The sequence below is a fragment of the Okibacterium sp. HSC-33S16 genome (genome assembly GCF_024171565.1).
GTDB lineage: Bacteria > Actinomycetota > Actinomycetes > Actinomycetales > Microbacteriaceae > Mycetocola_A.
On record NZ_JALJZZ010000001.1, the window covers coordinates 530171 to 555201 of the forward strand.

Genomic DNA, 25031 nt, shown 5'->3' on the forward strand with positions numbered 1-25031 from the left:
GGGCGCTTCGTCGTGCACGAGCGCTTGGCTCCCTCGCGTGTGTCTCGCAGGAGAGGTTCAAACACGCACTGCTAGGCTCAAGCCGACCGATTCAGCGAGTGGAGACCATGACTGAGAACTCATCAGTTGGCGGAACCGCCGAGCTCATCGGGGTCTCCTACGTCATGCCCGTTCTCAATGACGTCACCCACGTGACAGCCGCTGTGATGAGCTTGCTCGAGCAGGACTACGCCGGCCCGTTCGAGGTCGCGATCGCCGTTGGACCGAGTATTGACGGTACGAACGAGCTCGTGGATGAGCTCTCACGTGCCGATCGCCGTATTCGGGTACTCCCGAACCCGGTCGGATCGACGCCTGCCGGTCTCAACATCGCGATCGCGGCAACCCGCTACCCGGTGGTGGTCCGGGTCGACGCCCACTCAGTGTTGCCACGCGATTATGCGCGCATCGCCGTCGAGACACTCAACCGGACGGGAGCCGATAACGTCGGCGGCATCATGGATGCCCAGGGCACAACGGCATTCGAGCGAGCGGTGGCCCGTGCGTACGGCAGCAAAGTGGGCTTGGGCGGCACACCGCACCACGTCGGCGGCGCCGAAGGCCCCGCAGACACCGTTTACCTCGGCGTGTTCCGGCGGGAGCCTCTCGAGCGCGTCGGCATGTTCGACGAGCGCATCAAGCGGGGGCAGGACTGGGAACTCAACCGGCGTCTCCGTCACGCCGGAGGAGTCGTCTGGTTCACGCCCGAACTCCGGGTGACCTACCGGCCACGACCCCGACTGTCCGCCCTCGCGCGCCAGTTCTTCTCGACCGGCATGTGGCGTGGTGAACTCACGCGTCGCTTCCCGAGTGCGAACACCCTGCGCTACTTTGCTCCGCCGGTCATGGTGCTTGGCGTCGCAATTGGTGTGGTGCTCGGCGTCATCGGTATCGTGCAGGCCGCTTTGGGCGGATCCGCCGTGCTTACCCTGGGCTGGGCGATCCCCGCGGTGTACGCGCTCCTCGTGATCGCGGCCACTCTTTTGGTGGCTCGACGTGACGGCGTGCGCTCGCAACTCTGGTTTCTCGTAGTGTTGCCCTGTATTCATTTCTGCTGGGGGGTGGGCTTCGTGCTCGGCTTCCTGTCGCTGGCCAGCAACATCTCAGCGCTCAAGAACGAAAGAAGCGGAGGCACGAGTGTCGGAAGTGTCGGCTGAACGGCCACTCAAACCCCGCTCCATCTCAGAGCTCCGCGATGTCGCCCAACCTCCCGAGGTTCGCGGGCGCCGTAACGCCGAGCACTGGACAGCGTCGCTCTACCTGCGCACCATCTCGCCGTACCTGACCTGGCTGCTGCTGCGAACGCCCATCTCGGCAAACGGCGTCACGGGGCTCATGATCCTTACCGGGTGGTCGGTCGCGGGCGCCCTGCTCATCCCCGGCATCTGGGGCGCCCTGCTCGGGCTCGTGCTCGGGCAGCTGCAAATGCTCGTCGATTGCAGCGACGGTGAAGTTGCCCGCTGGCGCCGCACGTCGTCTCCTGCCGGTGCATTCCTCGACGCGGTTGGCCACTACTCGACTGAGTCGCTCATTCCGCTCGCACTCGCGATTCGGGCAGCTGGCTACCCCTTCGACGCACCAGCCGATTACCTCTACACGACGCTCGGTGCGTTGCTTGCCCTCGTCATCGTGCTGAACAAGGCACTCAACGACATGGTGCGCGTTGCCCGCGCGAACTACGGCGCGTCCAAGCTCACCTACAGCGAGAGCGAATCAGCACCGCGTGGTGGGGCTCTCGCACTCGCCCGCAAGGTCGCCAAGTTCCTGCCGTTCCACCGCATCTTCCACTCGGTCGAACTCACCATGGTGATCTTCGTTGCGGCGGTGGTTGGACTTTTCATCGGAGACGTCCTCGCCATGCGCTGGACCCTCGTTCTCCTCCTCGCCCTCGGCCTGGTGACCCTGTTCGGGCACTTCGTCGCCATTCTGTCGTCGAAGCGCCTCAGTGCCTGAGAACACCCTGCCCACGGTCGGAGTCGTGGTGCTGACGCAAGGCACCCGACCCGATGACCTGGCCCGAGGCATCCGTTCGGTTCAGAATCAGCAGGGCGTTCAACTCGACATCGTTGTTGTCGGCAACGGCTGGCAGCCCACCGGGCTGCCCGACGGCGTTCGTGCGCTCGGGCTCGCGGAGAATCTCGGCATTCCAGCTGGCCGTAATCGCGGCGCAGAGGTGGTCAGCGGCGACTGGATCTTCTTCCTCGACGATGACGCGTCAATTCCGGATGCCACGTTCCTCCGTGAGTGCATCGCTCTCGTTTCGAAGCAACCCGATATCGGACTGATCCAACCCCGGCTCGACGATCCGACCGGCATCGAGTCTCCACGTCGATGGATTCCACGGATTCGAAAAGGCGACCCACGGCATCCGGGCAATGTCTTCTCCTGTCTGGAAGCCGCCGTGTTTCTCCCGCGGCCGGTTTTTGACGCGGCCGGTGGCTGGGCCGACGAGTTCTTCTATGCCCACGAGGGCATTGAGCTTGCCTGGCGGGTCTGGGACCAGGGAAAGCGTGCGTGGTACGCCGGTGACCTCGAAGCCAATCACCCCGTCGTACAGCCAACCCGGCATACCGAGTACTACCGCCTGAACGCCCGCAACCGGGTCTGGTTGGCTCGGCGAAACCTCCCACTGCCATTGATTCCGCTCTACGTGGGTAGCTGGACCGGCATTCAGTTGCTGCGCTGGTGGCGGCAACCCTTGGTGCTTAAAGCGTGGTTCGGCGGCTGGCGTGAGGGCTGGAACACATCGCCGGGGCAGCGGCGACCGATCCGGTGGCGCACAGTCGTGCGGATGACACAAGCCGGGCGACCGCCGGTCATCTAATGGGTACCCTTAACCGTATGGGTGTACTCCGCGACGCGCGCAAGGCCGTCAAGATCGGCAGGGACCTGCTGGCGAACCGGCGAGCTCGAGGCGAACTGTCGCAGCGGCTCTCGCAACTGCCGCCGCTTGACCCGGGCAGATACAAGATCGCCGTCTATTTTGCTGACGGCCAGGTCAACATGTACCAGATCCGGCAGTGGTACAAACCGCTCGAAGAGCTCGCGCGCACCTGGCCGGTCGTCGTGCTCAGCCGGGGAGCGACCGCCGCCACGAAACTCTTCGAAGAGTCGCCGCTACCGGTGGCGTATGTGCGAACCGTCGCGGCGCTTGAGCAGACTCTCGCCGAGCAGGACATTCGCATTGTGTTCTACGTGAACCAGAACACCAAGAACTTCCAGATGTTCCGGTATGGCCAGCGCTGGCACGTTTTCATCAACCATGGTGAGAGCGACAAGATGTACATGACGACGAACCAGTTCAAGGCATACGACTACAGCCTTGTTGCCGGTGACGCCGCGCTCGCGCGGCTGTCAAAGGTGCTCTGGGACTACGACTTCGACAAGCGTGCCATCAAGATCGGGCGACCGCAGGCGGACCACTATTCGCGTGAGTTGCCCTTCACCCCAGACGAACGCACCGTCGTTCTCTACGCGCCGACCTGGGAGGGTGACCGTCGGTCGGCGGCCTACGGATCCATCTCGAGCCACGGGGTGAACCTGGTGCGGGCGTTGCTCGCGACGGGCTCGCACCGCGTCATCTACCGGCCGCATCCCCGCAGCGGTGTCGTCGACCACGCTTACGGTGCAGCGAACCGCGAGATCATCGGGATGATTGCGGCCGCGAACAGCGCAGACCCGACCGCGCAGCACGTGCACGACACGGGAGCAGAACTCGGCTGGCAGCTCTCGTCCGCCGACGTTGCCATCGTCGACATCTCAGCGATGGTCTATGACAGGTTGGCCAGCGGCAAGCCGCTCATGATCACCCAGCCGGTCGACCCGGAGGCGAAGATCGACCTCGGCGGCTATCTCTCGGACTGCGAGTGGCTCCCTGCCGATGAAGCGCAGGACATCGTGCGCCACACCGATCGACTGTTGTCCGATCCGGATGCCGTCGGTCGCCTGGCCATCTGGGTCGAGAGATACTTCGGAGACGTCACACCCGGTGCCGCAACCGCTCGGTTCCACGCCGCAGTGCAGCACCTCATGGATGAGTGGGAACATTACTCGGCGCTGCACGCCGAGGACGACGAGCAGCAGATCTCCGCATCACGCACTCCGGCCCCGACATCGTCGGGCGCAGCGGGCGGTTCGTCCGCCGGTGCAACAGGCGAGGACGACGACGACCTTTCGTAAGGGCTACCTGCCCGAATCGGAATCCGTACGATTCTTCGATTTCGTGAGGGATGGCATCCGCTTCTGCAAAGCTCGCAGGGTCGTGCCAACCGCGCTGGAGCGTTCTTTCGGCTCAAGTTCGAGCGGCAGGACGACCGGTGCCGGGCCGAATGCGCTGCGCGCGGATTGCACGACCTGCTTGCCGGCAATGTGGTTGCCGATGCCGCCGATCGCAGCGCCGATTCCGAACGGCATGGCTTTGCCGACGAATGACGACCCCTGGTTCACCGCGAAGTGCTTGAGGAAGCGGCGCTTGAGCTGATCTGCGACCGGACCCATCACTGCTTGCGGAACGTTCGAAGCGATGAGCTGACCCCAATAGCGGTCGCGGGGGAGTCCGCCGCGGAGCGCCTGGCCGGTGAACTGCTTCACGAGGTCGGTGCCGGACTTGCCCAGCATGAGCGTCATCACAAGCGCACGCGCGCGAACCGGGTCATCGACAGCGATGCCGTGCACCTCGGCGACGGACTGGGCGAACAGTGCTGTCGTCTCCAGAAAGCCGAGGGTTTCGGCTCCGGACAGGGCGATGGTGATGCTGGTGCCGAAGCCGGGCACCATGGCCGTTGCACCGACCGCTGCGCCGCCGGAGGTGATGGCGGTCAGGTAGCGACGTTCGAGCACCCGGACGAGCTGGTCAGGTGTTGCACCGGGGTACATGCGGCGAAGGCCGCGGATGTGCGCGATGACGACGGGGCGTTGCACAGATAAGGCGCGGTCAACGCCGCGCAACCAAAGTGGGCCGTTCGTCGGGTCAACCGGAACCGAGCGGAACTCCGCCTCGTCGACAATAATGACGCGTTCAGACTGCGTTTTCATGGTCACCCCTTCATGCGCTCGAAGCGCAGAAGATCAATTTTAGAGTCGTCCGCTGTGAGATCGGTGGGCTTGACAGTCCACTCGCTCAGCTGTGGTACTGGGCGTTGTAACGGTCGAGAACCTCGTCGATTGGGCCGTCGAGGACGAGCTTTCCCTTGTCGAGGTAGAGACCGCGAGTGCAGAACCGACGCAGGTCCTTCTCGTTGTGCGAGACAAAGAACAGAGTGCGTCCCCCGGCAAGCATCTCCTCGATGCGCCGGTAGCACTTCTCCTTGAAGCTTCGGTCACCGACGGCGAGCACTTCATCGACGAGGATGATCGGTTCCTCGAGCATGGAGATGACGCTGAACGCGATGCGCACCTTCATGCCGCTGGAGAGATGCTTGTACGGCGTATCGACAAAGTCGCCGATTTCAGCAAAGTCGATGATGTCGTCAAATCGCTCTTCGATCTCGCGCTTCGTCATACCGTGAAGGCCAGCGGTGAGGTAGACGTTGTCGCGAACGGTGAGGTCGTTGACGAAGCCGCCGGTGATCTCGATGAGGGGTGCCACCCCGCCGGTGACCTTCACGACGCCCTCGTCGGCGATGACAACGCCAGCGACGAGCTTGAGCAGCGTCGACTTGCCCTGCCCGTTGCGGCCAACGACGCCGATCGCTTCGCCGGGGAGAACATCGAAGCTGACGTTGCGGAATGCCCAGAACTCCCCGGGACGGGAGCGTCGGGTATTGCCGGAGAATAGATCCTTGAAATTGCGGCGGCCTCCACGGTTACGCCGGAAACGGATGCCGGCGTCAGCGACACGGATGACGGGGGTCGGCATCACAGCTCCTTCAAGACGGTGCGTTCGGATTTCTTGAAGACCCAAAGCCCAACCACCAGGAAAATGACGCTCATGATTGCCGAGATCACCACGGGGTACCAGTTGAGCTGCTCAGGGAAGAACGCCGATCGATACAGCGAAAAGATGCCTCCGAGCGGATTGAATGCGGCGAGCGGCTGGAGCTCGACAGGAAGGTCGCTGAAGCCATAAACGATGGGGGAGGCGTAAAAGAGGAACCGAAGGACGAGCTTGACGGCGCGCTCGAGGTCCCGGAAGAACACGACAAGGGGAGCGACGATGAGACCGATGCCGATAGTGAGGACGGCCTGCATGACGATGGCCAGGGGAAAGAGGAGTGCGTTCCAGTTGAGCGATCCGCCGGTGAACAGGGCGAACGCGAGGAGGACGGGCAGAGCCGCGACGTATTCGATGCCCTTTGAGAGAACGAGGCGATTGACCCAGATCGTTCGCGGGATCGAGGTGGAACGCACGAGCTTCGCTTCGCGGATGAACGCGCGTGTGCTGTCAGAGACCGCCCCGTTGAACCACATCCACGGCAGCAGGCCGGCGAGCAGAAACACGATGTACGGATCTTCACCGACCGATCCGCCACGCTGGAAGACAACCACAAACACGAAGTAGTAGATGAACGCCATTACGAGCGGGTCGAGGATCGACCAGACGTAGCCCAACGCGCTCGTTGAATACCGAACCCGGAGGTCCCGCTTGGTCAGCAACCAGAGCGCATGGCGATATCTGGTCAGGTGCGACCGCTGTGTGCGGCGCACGCCGAAATCAGAACTCACAGGCACAAACATATCCGCAAACGAAGACCGGCACGGTCAAGGACGCGTGCCGGTCTGTCGAAGCAAAGACGGTCAAACGAAGAGGTTTGCCCGCTCGAGGTCTTCCGCGAAGTCAACCTCGACCGCATACAGGTCAGAGATGTCGACGGGCTCGACGAGCATCCGGTCCTGTTCGATGGCGAGCTCAATGCCGCGCTCGAAGTAGTCCTGGTCATCGACGCGGGCAAGCTGACGAAGCAGGTTTGCCTTGTCGTCACGAGAAACGTAGTTGATTCCGACGGCCTCGCCGAGACCACCCTTGACCGTCTTGGAGAGTTCCTGAATGTAGCCCTCGGCGCTGGTCGTGTACTTGACCTCTTCATCGGAAACCTTGGAGGTGTTCACAGTGACGAAGGACTGGTCGCGCGCCATCATGACGGCTGCACGATCGAGGACGGTCGGGTCGAAGACCACGTCTCCGTTCATCCACAGGACACCACCTGGCTGCGAAGCGTTGAGAGCACGCATCAGGCTCTTCGAGGTGTTGGTCTGGTCGTACTGCTCGTTGTAAACGAACGATGCCTCGGGGAACGCTTCGATGATGTGGTCGAGCTTGTAGCCGACGACGATGGTCACCTTGACGTTCTTGCCGAACGCGTGGTGGATGTTGTCGAACTGCTGCTGCATGATGGTGCGGCCGTCGCTCAACTCGGTCAGCGGCTTCGGCAATGAACGGCCGAGACGGCTTCCCATTCCTGCTGCCAGAATTACTACCTGGGTGGTCACGAGATTCTCCTCAAGATCGATTCAAGGCCGTTCCGGCCGCCGTCTGTGGCGGGCTTTACGCGGAATTAACCTGAAAGTAGACGAAATGACACCCCGTTATGCCAAGGTCAACGTTAGCGCGGCACCCTTATTGGGGTCAGTATCTTGACGTTTGTTGTTGTCGTATCGTAATAAGGCACACGGCGTATTAACAGGTTCAGCACCGGCACAAAACGACATCCGCCTCGAATCACTCGCGGGCAGTTGGTAGGTTGTATCAGTGACTATTGTGCCGCCCGCTTCCCCCGACGACACACCAGAAGACCCCGCGCTGAGCGCGCCGGATTCCGGGTCGTCAAACGAGTCCGCTGCCGCACCGGTCAGTCCCCATGAAGAGGGATCGGGCACAGACGGTGGAAGCCAGTCGGCCGGTCCGGCGTCGAAGCCGCGCACACCTGCGAAGCCGCGGTCATCTACCCCAACGTCGCCGAAGAAGAAGCCTGCTGCTCGGTCTACGACAACGGCTCCGGGCGCGACCGAGTCCGTTCCTGGAACGTCCTCCGAGGGCGCTTCTGGCGGGGAAACCACTTCACCGGCGCCGAAGAAGTCGGCTGCCCGAAGCTCGTCTTCGACGGCCAAAGCCAAGGCGCCACGAACGACGACGAAACCGGCTGCTTCCTCGAGAGGTGCAACGGCCGCGACTGCGGCTGACGGTGTCCCTGACACGTCGTCAACCGGAGATTCACCCGTCAAGGCTCCGGCAGTTACGAGCACCGCGGCAAAGAAACCTGCGGCGAAAACGCCAGCGCGAAAAGCTCCGGCGAAATCGACGACTGCGAAGTCGACGACTGCCAAGTCCACGACCGCGAAGTCCACCTCCTCCAAGTCGACGACTGCCAAGACGAGCGGCGCCGCCGCCAAGAAGACAACGGCCAAGAAACCGAGCAAGCCGGTCGAGTCCGAAGCCCTACCGACTCCCGGTGTCGCGGATACCGAGAAGATGCCGGCGAGCCTGGAACAGAACGCAACTGCATCCGTCGACGTGACCGCTGCGGGGACCCCAGGGGAGTCCTTAAGTGGTGAGGCCTCCACGCTGGCGAAGCCCTCTGGCGCGCCCAAGAAACGCACAGCGACGAAGGCCGTGCAGGCGCCGGCTCCACGAGCTCGCGTGGCGGCATCCATGGCAAAGTCGCCAGATGAAGTCGCTGAGCACGTGGCACCAAAGGTGGCACTCGACACCGCTCAGATCCCGCCCGTACCGCCGCTTCCCGTCGTTCCCCCTGTGCCGCCTCTGCCCAGTGAGAACGAGCCAGCTGAGCCAGCTGAGCGGACCGAGGTCGACCCAGAAGCGCCGACGGAAGAGGAAGCGGTATCAAACGAGTACGATCTCACGTCGGAGCCCATGGTGGCGGGGACAAACCCCGAACCGTCGTCCGCCGACGCTGCGGCGTCAAGCGACGAACGTCCACCGCTGCCCGAAATGTCGGCAGAGGAAGCCGCTCTGCAATTCGAGACGCTTCCCGACTCTGCCGAACAGGCTTCCGGTGTGGAAAACCACGAACCGATGAAGTTCGTCTGGAGCAAGCGCTGGCCGTTCCTCTCGCTGGTTCCTGTCACCTCGGGCGAAAAGCCTATTGGCGCTGACAGTCCTGCCATAGAGGACCCTTACGTCGATACCAGCGACATCGAGGACGCCGAGGTGGATCGCGCGCCAACACGGGCGCCAGCACTTGACGACGAAGCGGTCGAAAACTTCTTCACCGTCACGGAACAACCCGCGGAGCCGTCCAAGGTCGAGCTTAAGGAAGCCGAACACGGTGCTCCCGTTGGGTACGAACCAGATCACGTCTCCGTCGACGACGTGGAGAGCTCGCCTGCGTCTGCCTCGCCAGCGGATCAGGTTGAGCCGTTCAGTGCGTCCACGACCCACGATGTTCCTGAATTGGCTGACGAACCTGCGGACCCGCTGGCCGACGAAATCGCCTCGGAAACTTTCGCGGGGGCTGCTTCTCTCCCATCCGGGACTACCCAAACTGAGACCACCGTTGGCTACAGCCACGAAGTCCGTGCGACACCTGACGCAGTTCCGACCCGCGCCGGCGGTGCCGCCGATCTGACGGACGCGCCGATCGTGCTGAGCATCAGCAACCTGTCCCGCAGCTTCGGTGACACGGTCGCTGTGGACGGGATCGATCTCGAGGTGCGTGAGGGCTCGTTCTACGGCATCGTCGGGCCCAACGGGGCTGGTAAGACGACGACCCTGTCCATGATCACCGGTCTCCTCCGTCCGGACTCTGGAAGCATCACCGTTCACGGCATCGATGTATGGGAGACCCCGGATAAGGCCAAGCGCGCGATTGGCGTTCTTCCCGATCGCCTTCGGCTGTTTGATCGACTCACCGGCGCTCAGCTCTTGTACTATTCCGGCGTCCTTCGCGGACTTGACGGAGCAACGGTGCGGTCTCGCGTGAAGGATCTTGCCGTGGCCTTCGGTTTGGAAGACGCGCTCAATCGTCTCGTCACCGACTACTCGGCGGGTATGACCAAGAAGGTCGCGCTCGCGTCCGCCATGATTCATTCGCCGCGGCTCCTCGTTCTTGATGAGCCCTTCGAATCGGTGGATCCCGTCTCCGCGGCAAATGTCATTGAGATTCTCCAGAAGTACGTTGCACACGGCGGAACCGTGGTGCTTTCAAGCCACGGAATGGACCTCATCCAACGCGTGTGCGACCACGTGGCTATCGTTGTGAACGGTCAGGTTCTTGCTGCTGGCGCGGTGGACGATGTCCGCGGTAACGGCACACTTGAAGACCGGTTCGTCGAACTCGCAGGCGGGCGCAAGGCCGCAGAAGGTATGGAATGGTTGCACAGCTTCTCCGACTAAGGCTGCAGCTGCTGGCCAACGTCTTTCGGCGAAGCCCCTGGCAGATCTTCGGCATCCTTCTTGCGACCGTCGCCGGCGCAGGGCTCGTTTACCTGCTTGGCGCGGCGCTTGTTGCTCTGCGTTTCGCTCCAGATGAGCTGACGCGCAACATTCTCGTCTTCATCGGCTCCTTCGTGATCCTCGGTTTCGTCTTGCTTCCTCTGATCTTCGGTGTTGACGATGACATGGACCCCCGGTGCTTCGCCCTGTTCGGAACCCGCAGTAGGACGCTCTCCACCGGCCTATTGGTTGCGGCGCTCGTGAGCGTGCCTTCCGTAGTCATTCTGATCCTCAGCCTGCTCACCGCGGTGACCTGGTCGCGGGGATTCCTGCCCTTCGTTCTGGCGCTTTTGTCCGCTGTGCTCGTCGTGGCCACCTGCGTGGTCGCCGCCCGTGTGACAACGGCTGTCGCGTCGCTGCTCCTCTCAACGCGCCGCTCCAGGGAGTTGACCGGTGTGATCGGCATCGTGGTGCTCGTCCTCCTCGCGCCAGCAGCCATTCTTCTTTCGAGTGTCAACTGGGGTCGGGACGGTGCAGCGGTACTCGGAAGTGCGGCCGACGTGATCAGCTGGACGCCATTCGGCGCCGTTTGGTCGTTTCCTGGCGACGTCGCGATGGGCAACATTGGCGCAGCGTTCCTCAAGCTTCTGATCTCGATCGCCACTGCGGGGCTTCTCTGGCTGGCGTGGGATCGCCTCGTCGCGTACATGCTGGTTACCCCTGAGCGGGAACCGGTGGTGAAGACCTACGGCGGCATGGGATGGTTTGACGTGTTGCCTTCCCGCCCCAGCGCGGTCATCGCGGCACGAAGCATCACCTACTGGGCACGTGACCCTCGCTACCTGGTCTCCATCGTGATCATCCCGATCGTTCCGATCATCATGATCGTTCCGTTCCTGGTGGTCGGCGTCCCGCTGCAAACACTTGCCCTGCTTCCGCTTCCCGTGATGGCCATCTTCCTCGGCTGGTCCCTGCACAACGACCTCGCGTTCGACTCGACGGCCGTCTGGCTGCACTTCGCATCGGGCGTGCGCGGGTACGCCGACAGGCTCGGCCGGATGTTCCCCGTCGTGCTCATCGGTATTCCGCTGATCATCATCGGTTCCATGGTGAGCATCACCTTCTACGGGGACTGGGTGGTGTTGCCTTCAATGATCGGCGTCTCCACCGCCTTGTTCCTTGGGGGAGTGGGACTGTCGAGCTACATCTCAGCGCGGTTCCCGTATCCCGCAGCCCTGCCAGGTGACAGCCCCTTCCAACAGCCCCAGTCGTCCGGCGCTTTAGGCGGTTTGTCTCAGACGTTCGGCTTGGTCGGTTCGCTCCTGGTTGCTACCCCAGCGCTTGTGCTGGCGTGGTTCGGCTTCACTGACGACCCGTCGTGGCACGCGCTCGCGCTGTGGGCGGGAGTGGGCCTCGGAGTGGTCGCGCTCATCGCCGGAGTCTGGATCGGCGGGCGGGTCTTTGACCGGCGCGGCCCCGAGATCATGGCCTTCGCCGTCAGCCACTAGGCCCAACCGACCGCGTACAATTGCACCATGATGAACGTACGCGTGAGCATTGCAGATCCAGGATCCCGGCCGGACGCCGGCGGCACATCGGTTCTCGACCGCGAACTCGAAGAACTCCTCAACAGTGAGGGAGTCGAGCCCGGCGATCACGAACGTTTTTCCCACTACGTGAAGAAAGACAAGATTCTCCAGTCGGCGATCAGCGGTAAGCCGGTCAAGGCGCTGTGCGGCAAGAAGTGGACGCCAGGGCGCGACCCAGAGAAGTTCCCGGTCTGCCCGACGTGCAAAGAGATCTACGAAAAGATGAAAGCCGAGTAGTTCGGTTTTTAGCTGACGAACCGCGTCGGCAACGCGGGGTCCCCCCGGCCGAGCCGCGAGGCATCCGCCGGCAATTCGGCAAGAACGCGCGCACGGTGTTCGCGCGCCTTCGCTGTGCCGGCCGGTCCGGTGTATTGCGGGTCGATCTCGCCCGACTCGACCAGCTGCACAAGCAGAGGACGTTCATGATCGTTTGAATGAACGGATGTTTCGGGGCCGTCGCCCACGTACACAACTTCTTCGATGGCGACTTTCGCGTCGTTGAGTCGGCGGACCGGGTACTTGCGCCCGCCGATGCTGACCTTGCCCTGCGACGTTTTCGCGACGGACACCCAGTTGCCGTCGTCGTCCTTGCGGGCGACCAGCTTGTAGACCATTCCGGCGGCGGGGGAGCCCGACCCGGTGACGACCGATGTGCCTACTCCATACGAATCAACCGGCACGGCTGCCAGCGCGGCGATCGCGTGTTCGTCGAGGTCGTTGGTGACGGTGATCTTCGTGTTCATTGCGCCGAGCGCGTCCAGCTGCTTGCGCACCTCAAGCACGAGCGTGGGCAGGTCACCCGAGTCGAGTCGAACGGCACCCAGTTCTGGCCCGGCAACACGAACCGCTGTTTCGATGCCTTTCTCGATGTCGTAGGTATCGACGAGGAGGGTGGTTCCCGGTCCGGACGCTGCGATCTGGGCCCGGAACGCTTCCTCTTCGGTTGCGTGGAGAAGGGTGAACGCGTGAGCTGCAGTGCCCATGGTCGGGATACCCCAGCTCCGGCCTGCTTCGAGATTGCTTGTCGCGTCGAAGCCGGCGACATACGCCGCGCGAGCGGCCGCGACGGCGGCGTGCTCGTTCGCGCGCCGAGAACCCATCTCAGCGACCGGCCGACCGCGGGCCGCCGTGACCATGCGACTCGCCGCGTTGGCGACCGCCGTGTCGTAGTTGAGCACACTGAGGATGAGTGTTTCGAGGACGACGCCCTCGGCGAATGACGACTCGACGGTCAGCACGGGAGAGTTCGGGAAATACGCCTCGCCCTCCTGATAGCCCCAAATATCGCCGGAGAACCGGTAGTCGCTCAGCCAGTCGAGTGTTCTCTGCGCCACAACGGCGTTGTCGCGCAGCCAGGAGAGCTCTGTCTCCTGGAAACGGAAGTCGCGGATCATTTCGAGGAGTCGGCCGGTGCCGGCAACAATCCCGTACCGGCGAGCCCCAGGGAGGCGGCGTCCGAACACCTCGAACATGCACTCGGTGTCGGCGGTGCCATTGGCCAGCGCCGCGTCCACCATCGTCAGTTCGTAACGATCGGTATAGAGGGCTGTTGAGTTGTGCGGTGATGTCGAGAGGCTCACCCCGCCAGCCTAGCGACGGCGTCCCGCTTTGTGCGCTGGGCTTGCGGCGCCCGCGCCTCACCCATACGGCGCTGTAGGCTTGAACCCGTGAATGATGCGCCAATCGGAATCTTCGACTCCGGAGTCGGCGGGCTCACCGTCGCTCGTGCGATCCAGGATCAGCTCCCCAACGAAGAGATCCTCTACGTCGGGGACACCGCGCACTCTCCCTACGGGCCCAAACCCATCGCTGACGTTCGTCGCTTTTCGCTCGAGGTTCTGGATGACTTGATCGCCCAGGGTGTGAAGATGATCGTTATCGCGTGCAATACCGCGTCTGCGGCCATGCTGCGCGACGCCAGGGAACGATATTCAGTTCCCGTCATCGAGGTCATCCAACCCGCCGTTCGGACGGCTGTGGCGAGTACACGAAACCAACGGGTCGGCGTCATCGGCACCGAAGGAACCATCAACTCACGCGCGTATGAAGACGCGTTCGCTGCGGCCCCAGACCTCTCGCTCTTCACCGCCGCGTGCCCGCGCTTTGTTGAGTTCGTCGAGGCCGGGATCACGTCGGGGCCGGACGTTCTCGCGACGGCCGAGCAGTACCTCAGGCCGCTCGCCGATGCCCGGGTCGACACGGTCGTCCTCGGCTGCACGCACTACCCGTTCCTCAAAGGGGCCATCTCCTACGTCATGGGCCCGGGGGTCACACTCGTGTCGAGCGACACCGAGACGGCGAATGATGTCTACCGAGTGCTGGTATCGAGTGGACTCGAGCGCACAAGTCCACGCCCTCCTTCGCACCACTACGAAGCAACGGGACCGAGTGAAGATGAGTTCCTCGAACTCGCTCACCGCCTCATCGGTCGCGAGATTTCGCACGTGGACCTGGTCCAGACCGGCGTCATCGACCTGGCCGCCATGCGGTCATACGGGTCATAGCTTTCCCCCACCACCGCCGGTTTTCGGCACAGCCTCAAGGAGTTCTCGTGACAGATACCATTCGCAAAGACGGTCGTAGTACCAATCAGCTCCGCGAGGTCACCATTGAGCGCGGCTGGAGCGACCAGGCCGAGGGGTCCGCGCTGATCTCCTTCGGCAAGACCAAGGTTCTCTGTACGGCGTCCTTCACCAACGGCGTCCCGCGTTGGCTCGCAGGCAAGGGCAAAGGGTGGGTGACCGCTGAGTATTCGATGCTGCCGCGTTCGACCAACAGCCGTATGGACCGCGAGTCAGTGAAGGGCCGCATCGGTGGCCGCACCCACGAAATCTCCCGATTGATTGGACGCAGCCTTCGTGCAGTGATTGACACCAAGGCTCTCGGCGAGAACACGATTGTCATCGACTGCGATGTTCTTCAAGCTGATGGCGGGACCCGAACAGCAGCGATCACGGGTGCGTACGTCGCGCTGGCTGATGCCATCGAGTGGGCCCGGGGAAAGAAGTTCATCGGACAGAAGTCAACACCACTTATCGATAGCGTTGCCGCCGTGTCGGTCGGCATCATCGACGGTGAGCCCATGCTCGACCTCGCCTATGTGGAAGACGTTCGCGCCGAAACCGACATGAACGTGGTCGTTACAGGCCGGGGCCTGTTCGTCGAAGTACAGGGCACTGCGGAGGGCGCTCCATTCGACCGTAAGGAGCTCGACTCCCTCCTTGACCTCGCTGTGGGTGGCGCTGCCGACCTGACCGCTCTGCAGGTTGCGGCGCTCGGGCGAGCGTCAGCATGACCATCGAGGTCGTGCTGGCCACGCACAATCAGCACAAGGTGCAGGAGTTCCAGCGCATTCTCGGCGCTGCTATGCCCGAGGTCACCGTTCTAGCGTACGACGGGCCTGAACCGGTGGAAGATGGTGTCAGTTTCAGCGAAAATGCGTTGATCAAGGCTCGAGCGGCTGCCGCGCATACCGGTCGAATTGCGATGGCCGATGACAGCGGTATATCCGTGGACGTTCTCGGCGGAGCGCCCGGAATCTTCTCCGCACGGTGGGCGGGTCCTGGACACAGGGACCGCGACAATCTGGAGCTGTTGCTCGCCCAACTGGCTGACATCGCCCCGAAACATCGTGCGGCGACCTTCCTCTGTCACATCGCGCTCGTCGTCCCGGAAGCCTCTGGTCAGCCGGGTTTCGAGCACGTCTCCGTCGGGGTCTGGCCGGGAGCGTTGGCGACCGAAGCGAGCGGGGAGAACGGCTTTGGTTACGATCCGATTTTCATCCCCCATGGTTACGAGATCTCGGCGGCTGAGTTGCCACCGGAAACGAAAAATGACATCAGTCATCGGGCCCGTGCGTTCGCAGACCTCATTCCCACTCTGAAATCGGTGGCACGCGCCTGAAGCGTTATCGCGCTGAGACGAGAATGAGAACGGCCATCGTTACTATCAAGGCCAGCAGTCTGGTGAAGCGTCTCGCTCCCGCATAGCTTTGAGTTATGTCCCACGATCACACCCGCGACGTTCACCGTTCACGCCTGCTTGTCGTTCTCGTTATCGTCGCCGTCGTTTTTGTGGCGGAGGTGGTCGGCGGGTTCCTGACCGGCTCCTTGGCGTTGCTGGCTGACGCCGGACACATGCTCAGCGACCTGACCGGGCTGGTCATCGCACTCGTCGCACTGGGGATCGCGTCACGGCCAGCAAGCCAACGGCACACCTATGGATACCGCCGAACGGAAGTCTTCGGCGCCCTGCTCAATGGTTTGCTGCTTCTCGGAGTGGCCGTTGGGGTCGGATACCAGGGCGTTCAGCGTCTGATCGACCCCACCGGCGTCGAGATTTTGGCCGCACCCATGCTGATCGTCGCCACTGTCGGTCTGTTGGCGAATGCGGTCTCGATGGTGATTCTGCGGAGCTCCGCGAAAGAATCCCTCAATATGCGCGGGGCTTACCTTGAGGTGTTCGGCGATCTGCTCGGATCAGTCGGTGTGCTTATTGCGGGCATCATCATTCTCTTCACCGGGATCGTGCAGGTGGACGCCATCGCCTCCCTGCTCATCGCGGCCGGGATTCTTCCACGGGCGTGGGTGCTTCTCCGTGACGTCTGGCGAGTGCTTAACGAATCCACCCCGCCGGACACCAATGTTTCACACATCCGGGACCATATCCGGCAAGCGCCAGGAGTCGTCGACGTCCATGATGTCCACGTCTGGTCCATCACCTCTGGTGAACCAGTGTTCACCGCTCACGTCGTGGTGGCGGCCGAGGTTTTTGCGGAAGGCCGCACGGGGGAGATGCTTGACACCCTGTCGGCCTGTCTCAGCGGCCATTTCGACGTCGACCATTCGACGTTCCAGCTCGAGCCGGCGAAACATGCCGGCCACGAGCATCCGCAACACCCCTAGGGACGTTCGTGCTTTTTCTCGAACGTGTCGTGGTCGAGTACCAGTTGCGCGGCTTCTTCGGCGTCGGTGCGGCCGTCCGGGCCGGCGGCCATCTCGTGTTTCGCCTTGCGGCTTGACTGCACGTAGTGCCACACCGTCGGAATCAGGGTGATCACAACCGCACTAATCAGAATGACGTCGATGTAATCCTGTACGAACGCAGCGACCGGAGGAATATAGCCGAGGAAATAGCCGAAGTAGGTCAGGCCGACACCCCAGATGATCGCGCCGATGAAGTTGTATAACGAGTACTTCTTGTAGTTCATGTGGCCAACGCCAGCGGCAACGGGTGCGAACGTGCGAACGATCGGAACGAACCGCGCGAGGATCACGGCCAGCCCACCGAAGCGGGTGAAGAACGCGTTGGTGCGTTGCACATTCCGCACGCTGAAGAGGCCGGATTCTTTGCGCTCGAAGACCCTCGGACCAGCCTTATGGCCAATCAGGTAGCCCACTTCGCCCCCGAGAAAGGCCGCGAAGCCGATGGCGAGCGCCACCCACCAGATGTCAAGGTCGAGGCCCTCGGCCGTGCTTGAGTGCATTCCGTGAAAAGTCAGGAGTCCGGTGATGACGAGAAGTGTGTCGCCGGGAAGCAGGAATCCAACGAGCAGACCGGTCTCAGCGAAGACGATGAAGCACACCACGAGCAGAGCCCATGGGCCGGCCGAGCCAATGATGCTTTCGGGATCGAGCCAGGGAATGAGGCCTGTCGAAATCATGGGCGGCTACTACTCCGTAAGTCGTTGCTCGTCGATGGTCGCTGCAACCGCTTGGTCGCGCGATCCGTGCGGAAGGTGGGACTTGAACCCACACGCTCGAAAGCACAGGAACCTAAATCCTGCGTGTCTGCCAATTTCACCACTCCCGCTGGCGAATCAAGTCTAGAGGGAAGCGCAGCGTGGTGAATCGAATCATGGTCTCGCTCGGCGCGCCCCACCACCCCCAATTGGGGCTGTGGATAACTTAAACGCGTCAGATGGCGTTTCCGAGAGAATGCGTCCATGAACTCGGCGACAGAGATCATCACGAATCGGATTCGCGAGCGCGTGCGCCGTGACGGAGCGGATCTCGGGTCATCGGGCCTCGCGCAAACGTACGTCAGGGAAGAAGTTCGCCGATACAGCGAGCGCGCGCTCGGCGGCACCCTGCCTCTGCTCGTCGATGAAGACGCCACCGAGCGCGAGATCGTTGCCACCCTCACCGGCTTGGGCCCGCTCCAGCAATACTTGGACGACCCGGGCATCGAGGAGATCTGGATCAACTCACCGACTCGCGTGTTCGTTGCCCGAAACGGCGTTGCCGAGCTCACTACAACGGTGCTCACCGAGTCTGGCGTGCGTGACCTGGTCGAACGCATGCTGCAATCGACAGGTCGGCGCGTCGACCTGAGCTCACCCTTCGTGGACGCGTCGCTCCCTGATGGCTCCCGTCTTCATGTCGCCATCCCTGACGTGACGCGACGACACGTTGCCATCAACATCCGGAAGTTCCGTCGAAATGTTCGGGACCTCGGACAGCTGGTCGCGCTCGGCTCGCTCAGCGCGCACGCCGCCGAGTTTCTCCGAGCCTGTGTGCGAAGCGGACAGAACATCCTCGTGTCGGGCGGAACGCAGGCAGGAAAAACGACCTTGCTCGGCGCCTTGCTCGGCACAGCACCGTCACACGAACGCATCGTCACCGTGGAGGAGACCTTCGAGCTCGACCTGTCAGCGCCCGATGTGGTTGCCATGCAGTGCCGCCAACCGAACCTCGAGGGGACTGGTGAAGTCACACTCCGTCGTCTCATCAAGGAGGCGCTTCGGATGCGACCAGACCGGTTGGTGGTGGGTGAGGTGCGAGAGGCGGAGAGTCTTGACTTGCTCATTGCGATGAACTCGGGGCTTCCTGGAATGTGTTCCATTCACGCGAACTCCGGTCGAGACGCCTTGGTGAAGCTATCGACACTTCCCTTGTTGGCTGGTCGCAACATCGACTCCTCGTTTGTGCAACCCACCGTCGCTTCATGCATCGACGTCGTTGTGCATCTGGAAATCGATGGCGGGGGATTCCGGCGCGTGAACGAAATTCTTGCGCTGAGCGGTGTTCTCAACGGCCCGGTGATTGAGGCCAGCAGAATCTTCGGGCTCCGTGACGGTCTGCTCGAAGCGACCGGGAGCCACCCGACACGACGCGGGAAGTTTGAGGCCGCCGGAGTTGACACGGGAGCGATTCTTCGGAAAGGGAGGCCATGACGCTTCTCCTCGGATGCCTTCTCGCGGCAGGCGTGGTCCTCACGGCCTCACCGTGGCTTTTCCCCGCCGGACCCTCCCGCAATTTGTCCCGGTCGCACGGCAGCGGACGTCTGCACTCGATGCTCGGGGCGGCCGGCCTGGGGAACGTCCCGGTGCCGGTATTTCTCCTGCTGTCTGTACTCTGCGGCGTTCTCCTGGCGGCGCTCGCGACAGCGCTCACCGGCGTCGTCGCCCTCGGCCTGTGCGCGGCCGTGCTTGGAGCGACGCTCCCACTCGTCCTCGTTCGCTGGCGCGCTCGCGTGAGGCGAATGGCCCACCGCGCCCTGTGGCCGGACGTCGTCGATCATCTCATCGGATCCGTTCGGTCCGGCCTCGCGCTGCCTGACGCTGTCGCCAGTCTCGCACGAACCGGCCCCGAGGGGGTCCGTGAGGAGTTCATCGGCTTCGAGCGGGACTACCGCAGCACCGGATCATTCGGTGGCAGCCTCGACCGGCTCAAGGACCAGCTCGCTGACCCGGTGCCGGACCGCATCATTGAAACGCTGCGCATGGCGCGGGAGGTGGGTGGTGCCGACCTCACGACCGTGTTGCGTAGTCTGTCGTCCTACCTTCGCACCGACCATGCCGTACGTTCGGAAGTTGAGGCCAGGCAATCGTGGGTGCGAAGTGCCGCGAAGCTGGGGGTCGCCGCCCCGTGGTTAATCCTGCTTTTGCTGTCAACGCGGCCCGAAGCATCCGTCGCCTATAACTCGCCCGGTGGAGCAGTGCTCATCGGGATCGGGGCGGCCGTCTCGATTTTCGCTTATCGCGTGATGCTGGCGCTTGGCCGGCTGCCGCAGGAGAAGCGGTGGTTCACGTGAGCACCGCACTGGCATGGGGCGTGTTATTCGGCGCAACGCTCGGTCTGGGTCTCTGGTCGATCGTGGCTATGCTCCCTCGTTTTGGTGGGCCGACACTGGCCGACCGTGTTGCCCCGTACCTCGTGGACGTATCTGAGGGTGCACGACACTACGTGGAGAAACGCTTCACCGACCCGCTGCCCATACTCGGGCGGATGCTGGGCCCGGTCCTGCGTCGGCTGAGCGTGAGGCTGAGTGCCGCACTGGGTGGCAACGCTGCGGTGCAGCGCAACCTTGACCGAGCCGGAGTGGACGGTGACGTGCAGCACTTTCGACTGGAACAACTGTTGTGGTGCCTCGCCGGTGGAGCAGCTGGACTGACTGCGGCGGGCGCGGCGGCGATCTACGGCACGCTTCCGTTGGCCGTGATCATCGCGCTGCCACTCGCCACCGGAGTCACTGGACTGGTGCTGCGCGATACCGTTCTCAGCCGGCAGGCGACTGCCCGGTCCAACCGCATTACGGCAGAGCTGCCCACGGTTCTCGAATTCCTCAGCCTGAGCCTGTCAGCGGGGGAGGGCATCCTCGACGGATTGCGTCGCATGGGGACTCTCGGTTCGGGAGAGCTCAGCACGGAGTTCCGGGCGGTTCTCGCAGCCGTTCACACCGGAGTCCCACTGGCTGCCGCCCTCACGGACGTCGCACGACGGGCTGACATTCCGGCGCTGACCCGATGCGTCGAGCAGCTCGTCGCGGCCCTCGAGCGCGGATCACCTCTCGCCGAGGTGCTTCGGGCCCAAGCGCAGGATGCCAGGGATGAGGCGAAGCGCGGCCTCTTGGAAGTCGCTGGGAAGAAGGAAGTCGCAATGCTCGTCCCATTGGTCTTCCTCATCCTGCCGCTGTCCATTTTGTTTGCCATTTTCCCCGGCATTTTCGTCCTCCAGGCCGGCTTCTGACGAAAGACCCCGACACCGTTCATTTGAAAAGGAGAATTCCCATGAAAACACTCCGCCGATTACGCCACTCGTTCGCCGACCGCCTCTCGGACGACACCGGGGATGTGCCCGGGTGGGTGCTGATTACATTAATGACCGCCGGACTGGTGATTGTGATCTGGGGGCTCGCGGGCCCCGCCTTGAGCCAGATCTTCGAGCAGGCCATCAGCAAGGTCTCCGGGCTCTGAGGTGCGCGGTTGGCCAGGCTGGCGCAACGACGACGGTTCTGCCGTTGTCGAGTTCACCATGGTCACCGTCTTGCTGACACTGCTCACTGTGTCGGTTCTCCAGTTGGGGCTCGCCTTGCACGTTCGCAATACAGTGACCGATGCGGCGGCCGAGGGGGCGCGGTTCGCGGCGCTCGCCGATAACGGGCTCGATGACGGAATCGAGCGCACCCGTCAACTGATCACAACCGCGATCGGTCCGCAGTATGCCCAAGAGGTCTCGGCGAGCTACAGCAGTTACCTCGGCCATTCGAGCACGGAGATTCGGGTGGTGACCCCGCTGCCCGTCATTGGATTGCTCGGGCTCGACCAGGGGTTGGAGGTGAGCGCTCATGCGGCTGTTGAGAGGCTCGACGAAGAGGAGTAGCCCGGCGCTTCCTCAACTCCGAACGTGGCGCGCGCTGCGAGACGACAGTGGAACAGCCGCACTGGAGTTCATCACGGTCGGACTCATCCTTCTGGTTCCCCTGGTCTACCTCGTGCTCGCACTGGCTTCACTGCAGGCGGGGGCCCTAGCGGTTGAAGGAGCCGCTCGCCAAGCCGCACGCGTCTTCGTGCAGGCGCCGAACGCCGATGAGGCAGCCGCTCGCGCCTCACGTGCCATCGAGTTCGGCCTGGCCGACTACGGGCTCGACGCGGCGTCCGCCTCCACAACCGTCCGTTGCACCGGTGCTGCTAACTGCCCGTCCCGCAACGCCACCGTCACGGTGACGGTGCGCGTGAATGTCCCACTACCGCTTGTGCCCGATGTCCTCGACTTCTCAACGGCCGCCAGCGTGCCGATCGAGTCGTCGGCCACCCAACGGGTGTCTCGCTTTTGGACCGCCGAATGATGTTCCAGCCGCGGGTACGAGATGACGACGGCTCCACGCTCATCCTTGCCATTTTCTACGGGATGCTCGCGCTCATCCTGATTCTCATCGTCGCAGCGGCCACATCCCTCTACGTGGAACGCAAACGGCTTTTCAGCCTTGCGGATGCTGCCGCTCTCGTTGGAGCCGAATCGTTTGAGTTGTCGACGGTGTCGGTCACGGACGGCGTGCCGCGCGTGTCGCTGGCATCGAGCGACGTTCATGAGGCGGTGGAGGAATTCCTCGTCAACAACCCTGTGGGCAGCTTCGATGATCTCCGCCTGGAACAGGCAGCCTCCCTCGACGGAAGGAGTGCCACCGTCACGCTGTCGTCATACTGGCGACCGCCGGTGCTGACCGCATTCGTGCCCGATGGCATCCGTTTGGATGTGACAAGCGTCGCTCGCAGTGTCTTTCGCTGAAGCTCATTCAGTCACCATGGCTGTCAAGGGGTTGAGGGACGCACCGGACACGGTGTTGCGTGGCAGGAGAGCTTGCACCCACGAGTGCCCAATCGAAGGAGACATGTCATGAGCTTTGAACCACGATTCGCGATTGTCACCGGAGCCGATTCTGGGATCGGTCGCGCGACAGCCGTTGCGCTCGCCGAAGCAGGGATGGACGTCGGAGTCACCTGGCACAGCGACGAAGAGGGTGCAGAAGAGACCGCTCGCGAGGTTCGGGAGATTGGACGCAACGCCGTCACCAAAAAGCTCGACACCACCGACCTCGACTCATGCGGCGACGCTGTGGACGCACTCGCGGAGGAACTGGGCGGACTCGACGTCTTTGTCAACAACGCGGGAACCGGTGACAACGGTCCGTTCCTCGAGATGCCGCTTGAGGACTGGCGTCACACCATGTCCGCCGACCTCGACGGAGCGTTCGTATGCATTCAGCGTGCCGCCCGACGCATGGTGGCAACGGGCAACGGCGGACGCATCATCGGCGTGACCAGCGTGCACGAGCACCAGCCCCGGGTAGGTTCAGCCGCCTACGATGCGGCCAAGCATGGTCTCGGCGGGCTGCTCAAGACCCTCGCCATCGAACTCGGCCAGTACGGCATCACGTCGAACGCTGTGGCTCCCGGAGAAATTGCCACGCCGATGACGGGTCAGACGGACCAGGATCCGCATGAGGTGTCGCGCCCAGGAGTGCCACTCGGTCGCCCGGGCGATGCCCGTGAGGTCGCCGCGGTTATCGCGTTCCTCGCGTCGCCGGCGTCGAGCTACGTGACCGGGGCGTCCTGGCCGGTCGACGGGGGCATGCTGCAAATGGGCCCGCAAGCGGGTTCGCACATTGAGAACGACACCTGGCGGGACGCGAGCCAGCAGTGACCGAGAGCCGTGATCGTCCGGAGAACGATCCCACTCGAATGCGGAACCAGCCGGCGCTGCAAACGTCAACCGGCGGCATTTGGCTGGGGCTTGGCGCCGTTCTGACGATCGTCGTGCTCGTCGTGTTGGTACCGATGCTGGCGCTCAACACGGTCATCGCCGGGGCAGGCGTTGGACTCGTTGTGCTCCTGTTTGTCGCGCTGGTCGTCACGCGATTCGCGACCCAGCCCGGGCGGAGACGCCTGACGACGATGGCGACGCTGTTCGGCGGGATCGCGTTCGTCGGTCTCGTCACGGCCTTTGTGGTGAGCAGCATCGAAGCAAACGCTCTTCGCTAATCAGGGCAGGGAACGCCCGGGCCTCGGTTGGAGGTAACGCGGCATGATGCGAGCCAGTTGGACGGCTCCGAGGACGCCGACCACGCCGATGAGCCCCGCCGCAAAGGACACCGAGAGGACCGCCGTGAGGCCTCCAACGACGAGGGGTGCCGCTGCGGCGCCCAAATCTCCGGTGAAGCGCCAGGCGCCCAGGAACGGAGCGGGGGAGCCGACCGGGGCGAGATCGGCACCGAGGGTCATCAGGATGCCGCTGCCGATGCCGTTAGCGACGGCCAGCAGTCCGGCTGCTGCAATGAACCAGCCCACTGCGTTTGGTGAGTCATGTGTGAAGGCGAGAACCAGCATCCCGCCGCCAAGTCCGAGCATCGAAGGCACCGCACTGAACATCCGCCCGAACCGGTCCATGATCTGGCCACTCGCATAGAACAGGGCGAAATCCACACCGCCGGCGATGCCGATGATGAGCGCCGTGTTGACTTCGCTCACTCCGAGACTGACCGCCCAGAGCGGAAGGATGACGGTTCGGGTGGCGCGCATGGCGGAAATGAGTGCTGCACCGGAACCCATGCGGAGGAGAACTCCGCGGAATTTCCAGATGGTGTGAAAGAGCCCGGCCGACGCTTGCTTCTGTTGTGCTGTCCTCTGGTCGGAAGCCGCGGACTTCACCGTGCCGAAGAGCGCTTCCGGATCGGGCAGGAAGACGAGGATGAGGACTGCGGCCAGGCAGGAGACCACCATGATCCAGAACGCCCCCTGCGCGCCTCCCGTGAAGTGGATCACGGGAGCCGCGACGAGTGGACCGATGAACAGGCCGGCGCGGAAGACGCCACCGAGCGTCGAGAGAGCGCGAGCACGGTACTGGATGGGAACATAGCTGGTCATGAATGCGTGGCGGGCGAGCGCGAAAACCGCCGTGGACAAGCCGAGGACGAAGATCGCCGCGGCCAGAACCCACACGTTCGGCGCGAGCACCGCCCCGAGGACAGCGAGTACCGAGATGGCGGAAGCGCCGATCATCGCAACACGTTCACCGATCGTGTTGACCAGCCAACCGCTGGGAATGTCACCGACGAGTTCACCGATCATGACCATGCCTGAGATCACACCGGCGATAGCCAGGCTTGCCCCGAGGTTCGTTGCGGCGACGGGAATGAGCGGTATGAGCGCGCCCTCGCCGATCGAGAACAACAACGTCGGCAGAAAGACAACGACGGCTACGGAGCGGAAGGAGAACTCAGCTGATCTGTCGGTGGTCATCACTTTTCAGTGTATGCCGCTCGGGGCAGATGCCCCGTCGAAGGTAGGCTGGAGC

28 protein-coding genes and 1 tRNA gene are annotated in these 25031 nt (G+C 63.1%); 20 read left to right on the forward strand and 9 right to left on the reverse strand.

The features are described 5' to 3' along the window. Positions 1–107 precede the first annotated feature (107 nt). Genes L1277_RS02560 through L1277_RS02575 form a run of 4 tightly spaced genes read left to right on the forward strand, consistent with a single transcriptional unit; the run spans position 108 to position 4218 of the window. Complete coding sequence (locus tag L1277_RS02560; protein ID WP_253374775.1) at positions 108–1196, forward strand: glycosyltransferase family 2 protein; 1089 nt, start codon at positions 108–110, stop codon at positions 1194–1196. After that, positions 1177–1992, forward strand: a complete 816-nt coding sequence (locus tag L1277_RS02565; protein ID WP_253374776.1) for a CDP-alcohol phosphatidyltransferase family protein — start codon at positions 1177–1179, stop codon at positions 1990–1992. The genes L1277_RS02560 and L1277_RS02565 overlap by 20 nt, the downstream gene beginning before the upstream one ends. After that, positions 1985–2863, forward strand: coding sequence for a glycosyltransferase family 2 protein (locus tag L1277_RS02570; RefSeq protein WP_253374777.1), 879 nt, complete (start codon positions 1985–1987; stop codon positions 2861–2863). Before L1277_RS02565 ends, L1277_RS02570 begins: the two co-directional genes overlap by 8 nt. Before the next feature lie 17 nt (positions 2864–2880). Next, positions 2881–4218: a CDP-glycerol glycerophosphotransferase family protein gene (locus tag L1277_RS02575; RefSeq protein WP_253374778.1), complete on the forward strand. Its 1338-nt coding sequence runs from the start codon at positions 2881–2883 to the stop codon at positions 4216–4218. A 3-nt stretch (positions 4219–4221) separates the two neighbouring features. Here the strand turns inward: L1277_RS02575 and L1277_RS02580 are convergent, their stop codons facing one another. From L1277_RS02580 to L1277_RS02600, 5 genes are all read right to left on the reverse strand, one after another. Next, entirely contained in the window at positions 4222–5073 is an 852-nt protein-coding gene (locus L1277_RS02580) for a hypothetical protein (protein ID WP_253374779.1), read from the reverse strand. An 85-nt stretch (positions 5074–5158) separates the two neighbouring features. Beyond that, the gene (locus L1277_RS02585) at positions 5159–5896 is read right to left on the reverse strand and encodes an ABC transporter ATP-binding protein (protein WP_253374780.1); all 738 of its coding nucleotides are present in this window, start codon (positions 5894–5896) and stop codon (positions 5159–5161) included. After that, on the reverse strand, positions 5896–6714 hold the full coding sequence (locus tag L1277_RS02590) for an ABC transporter permease (protein WP_374110147.1): 819 nt from the start codon (positions 6712–6714) through the stop codon (positions 5896–5898). Before L1277_RS02590 ends, L1277_RS02585 begins: the two co-directional genes overlap by 1 nt. Before the next feature lie 60 nt (positions 6715–6774). Continuing rightward, on the reverse strand, positions 6775–7467 hold the full coding sequence (locus L1277_RS02595) for an NTP transferase domain-containing protein (RefSeq protein ID WP_253374782.1): 693 nt from the start codon (positions 7465–7467) through the stop codon (positions 6775–6777). 96 nt (positions 7468–7563) lie between these two features. Next, a complete protein-coding gene (locus L1277_RS02600; protein ID WP_253374783.1) occupies positions 7564–8628 on the reverse strand; it encodes a hypothetical protein in 1065 nt (354 codons plus the stop codon). On the opposite strand from L1277_RS02600, the gene L1277_RS02605 reads away from it, so the two are divergent. The 3 genes from L1277_RS02605 to L1277_RS02615 are packed head-to-tail and all read left to right on the forward strand — an operon-like array spanning position 8627 to position 12195. Next, positions 8627–10330, forward strand: coding sequence for an ABC transporter ATP-binding protein (locus tag L1277_RS02605; RefSeq protein WP_253374784.1), 1704 nt, complete (start codon positions 8627–8629; stop codon positions 10328–10330). The genes L1277_RS02600 and L1277_RS02605 overlap by 2 nt on opposite strands. Beyond that, complete coding sequence (locus tag L1277_RS02610) at positions 10306–11877, forward strand: hypothetical protein (protein ID WP_253374785.1); 1572 nt, start codon at positions 10306–10308, stop codon at positions 11875–11877. The genes L1277_RS02605 and L1277_RS02610 overlap by 25 nt, the downstream gene beginning before the upstream one ends. A 30-nt stretch (positions 11878–11907) precedes the next feature. Then, positions 11908–12195 (forward strand): DUF3039 domain-containing protein, encoded by a 288-nt coding sequence (locus tag L1277_RS02615; protein WP_253375271.1) that lies wholly within the window; start codon positions 11908–11910, stop codon positions 12193–12195. Between the two features lie 8 nt (positions 12196–12203). On the opposite strand, the gene L1277_RS02620 is transcribed toward L1277_RS02615, so the two are convergent. Next, complete coding sequence (locus L1277_RS02620) at positions 12204–13475, reverse strand: nicotinate phosphoribosyltransferase (RefSeq protein WP_253375272.1); 1272 nt, start codon at positions 13473–13475, stop codon at positions 12204–12206. A 150-nt stretch (positions 13476–13625) separates the two neighbouring features. Between L1277_RS02620 and murI the strand changes: the two genes are divergently transcribed. The 4 genes from murI (at position 13626) to L1277_RS02640 (ending at position 16862) form a co-directional block, all read left to right on the forward strand. Continuing rightward, the gene (murI, locus tag L1277_RS02625) at positions 13626–14462 is read left to right on the forward strand and encodes a glutamate racemase (RefSeq protein WP_253374786.1); all 837 of its coding nucleotides are present in this window, start codon (positions 13626–13628) and stop codon (positions 14460–14462) included. 47 nt (positions 14463–14509) lie between these two features. Continuing rightward, positions 14510–15253 (forward strand): ribonuclease PH, encoded by a 744-nt coding sequence (gene rph / locus L1277_RS02630; protein ID WP_308215073.1) that lies wholly within the window; start codon positions 14510–14512, stop codon positions 15251–15253. Continuing rightward, complete coding sequence (gene rdgB, locus L1277_RS02635) at positions 15250–15861, forward strand: RdgB/HAM1 family non-canonical purine NTP pyrophosphatase (protein WP_253374787.1); 612 nt, start codon at positions 15250–15252, stop codon at positions 15859–15861. Before rph ends, rdgB begins: the two co-directional genes overlap by 4 nt. A gap of 95 nt (positions 15862–15956) precedes the next feature. Then, the gene (locus tag L1277_RS02640; RefSeq protein ID WP_253374788.1) at positions 15957–16862 is read left to right on the forward strand and encodes a cation diffusion facilitator family transporter; all 906 of its coding nucleotides are present in this window, start codon (positions 15957–15959) and stop codon (positions 16860–16862) included. Here L1277_RS02640 and L1277_RS02645 read toward each other — a convergent pair. Next, entirely contained in the window at positions 16859–17620 is a 762-nt protein-coding gene (locus L1277_RS02645) for a DedA family protein (RefSeq protein ID WP_253374789.1), read from the reverse strand. The genes L1277_RS02640 and L1277_RS02645 overlap by 4 nt on opposite strands. 67 nt (positions 17621–17687) lie before the next feature. Further along, positions 17688–17769 (reverse strand) — tRNA-Leu (locus L1277_RS02650). Between the two features lie 133 nt (positions 17770–17902). On the opposite strand from L1277_RS02650, the gene L1277_RS02655 reads away from it, so the two are divergent. The 9 genes from L1277_RS02655 to L1277_RS02695 all read left to right on the forward strand — a co-directional run bounded on the left by L1277_RS02655 (position 17903) and on the right by L1277_RS02695 (position 23719). Beyond that, the gene (locus tag L1277_RS02655; RefSeq protein WP_253374790.1) at positions 17903–19132 is read left to right on the forward strand and encodes a CpaF family protein; all 1230 of its coding nucleotides are present in this window, start codon (positions 17903–17905) and stop codon (positions 19130–19132) included. Beyond that, positions 19129–19992, forward strand: coding sequence for a type II secretion system F family protein (locus L1277_RS02660; RefSeq protein WP_253374791.1), 864 nt, complete (start codon positions 19129–19131; stop codon positions 19990–19992). The genes L1277_RS02655 and L1277_RS02660 overlap by 4 nt, the downstream gene beginning before the upstream one ends. Then, positions 19989–20927 carry a type II secretion system F family protein gene (locus L1277_RS02665; RefSeq protein WP_253374792.1) on the forward strand — a complete coding sequence of 313 codons (939 nt, stop codon included), beginning with the start codon at positions 19989–19991 and terminating at the stop codon, positions 20925–20927. The genes L1277_RS02660 and L1277_RS02665 overlap by 4 nt, the downstream gene beginning before the upstream one ends. Before the next feature lie 41 nt (positions 20928–20968). After that, positions 20969–21154: a hypothetical protein gene (locus L1277_RS02670; RefSeq protein WP_253374793.1), complete on the forward strand. Its 186-nt coding sequence runs from the start codon at positions 20969–20971 to the stop codon at positions 21152–21154. A 1-nt stretch (position 21155) separates the two neighbouring features. Then, on the forward strand, positions 21156–21560 hold the full coding sequence (locus L1277_RS02675) for a TadE/TadG family type IV pilus assembly protein (RefSeq protein WP_253374794.1): 405 nt from the start codon (positions 21156–21158) through the stop codon (positions 21558–21560). Continuing rightward, complete coding sequence (locus L1277_RS02680; RefSeq protein WP_253374795.1) at positions 21526–22026, forward strand: hypothetical protein; 501 nt, start codon at positions 21526–21528, stop codon at positions 22024–22026. The genes L1277_RS02675 and L1277_RS02680 overlap by 35 nt, the downstream gene beginning before the upstream one ends. Then, a complete protein-coding gene (locus L1277_RS02685; RefSeq protein WP_253374796.1) occupies positions 22023–22466 on the forward strand; it encodes a Tad domain-containing protein in 444 nt (147 codons plus the stop codon). The genes L1277_RS02680 and L1277_RS02685 overlap by 4 nt, the downstream gene beginning before the upstream one ends. A 108-nt stretch (positions 22467–22574) precedes the next feature. Beyond that, complete coding sequence (locus tag L1277_RS02690) at positions 22575–23381, forward strand: SDR family oxidoreductase (protein WP_253374797.1); 807 nt, start codon at positions 22575–22577, stop codon at positions 23379–23381. 38 nt (positions 23382–23419) lie between these two features. After that, on the forward strand, positions 23420–23719 hold the full coding sequence (locus L1277_RS02695; protein WP_253374798.1) for a hypothetical protein: 300 nt from the start codon (positions 23420–23422) through the stop codon (positions 23717–23719). Here the strand turns inward: L1277_RS02695 and L1277_RS02700 are convergent, their stop codons facing one another. Beyond that, complete coding sequence (locus tag L1277_RS02700; protein WP_253374799.1) at positions 23720–24976, reverse strand: MFS transporter; 1257 nt, start codon at positions 24974–24976, stop codon at positions 23720–23722. Positions 24977–25031: the final 55 nt, after the last annotated feature.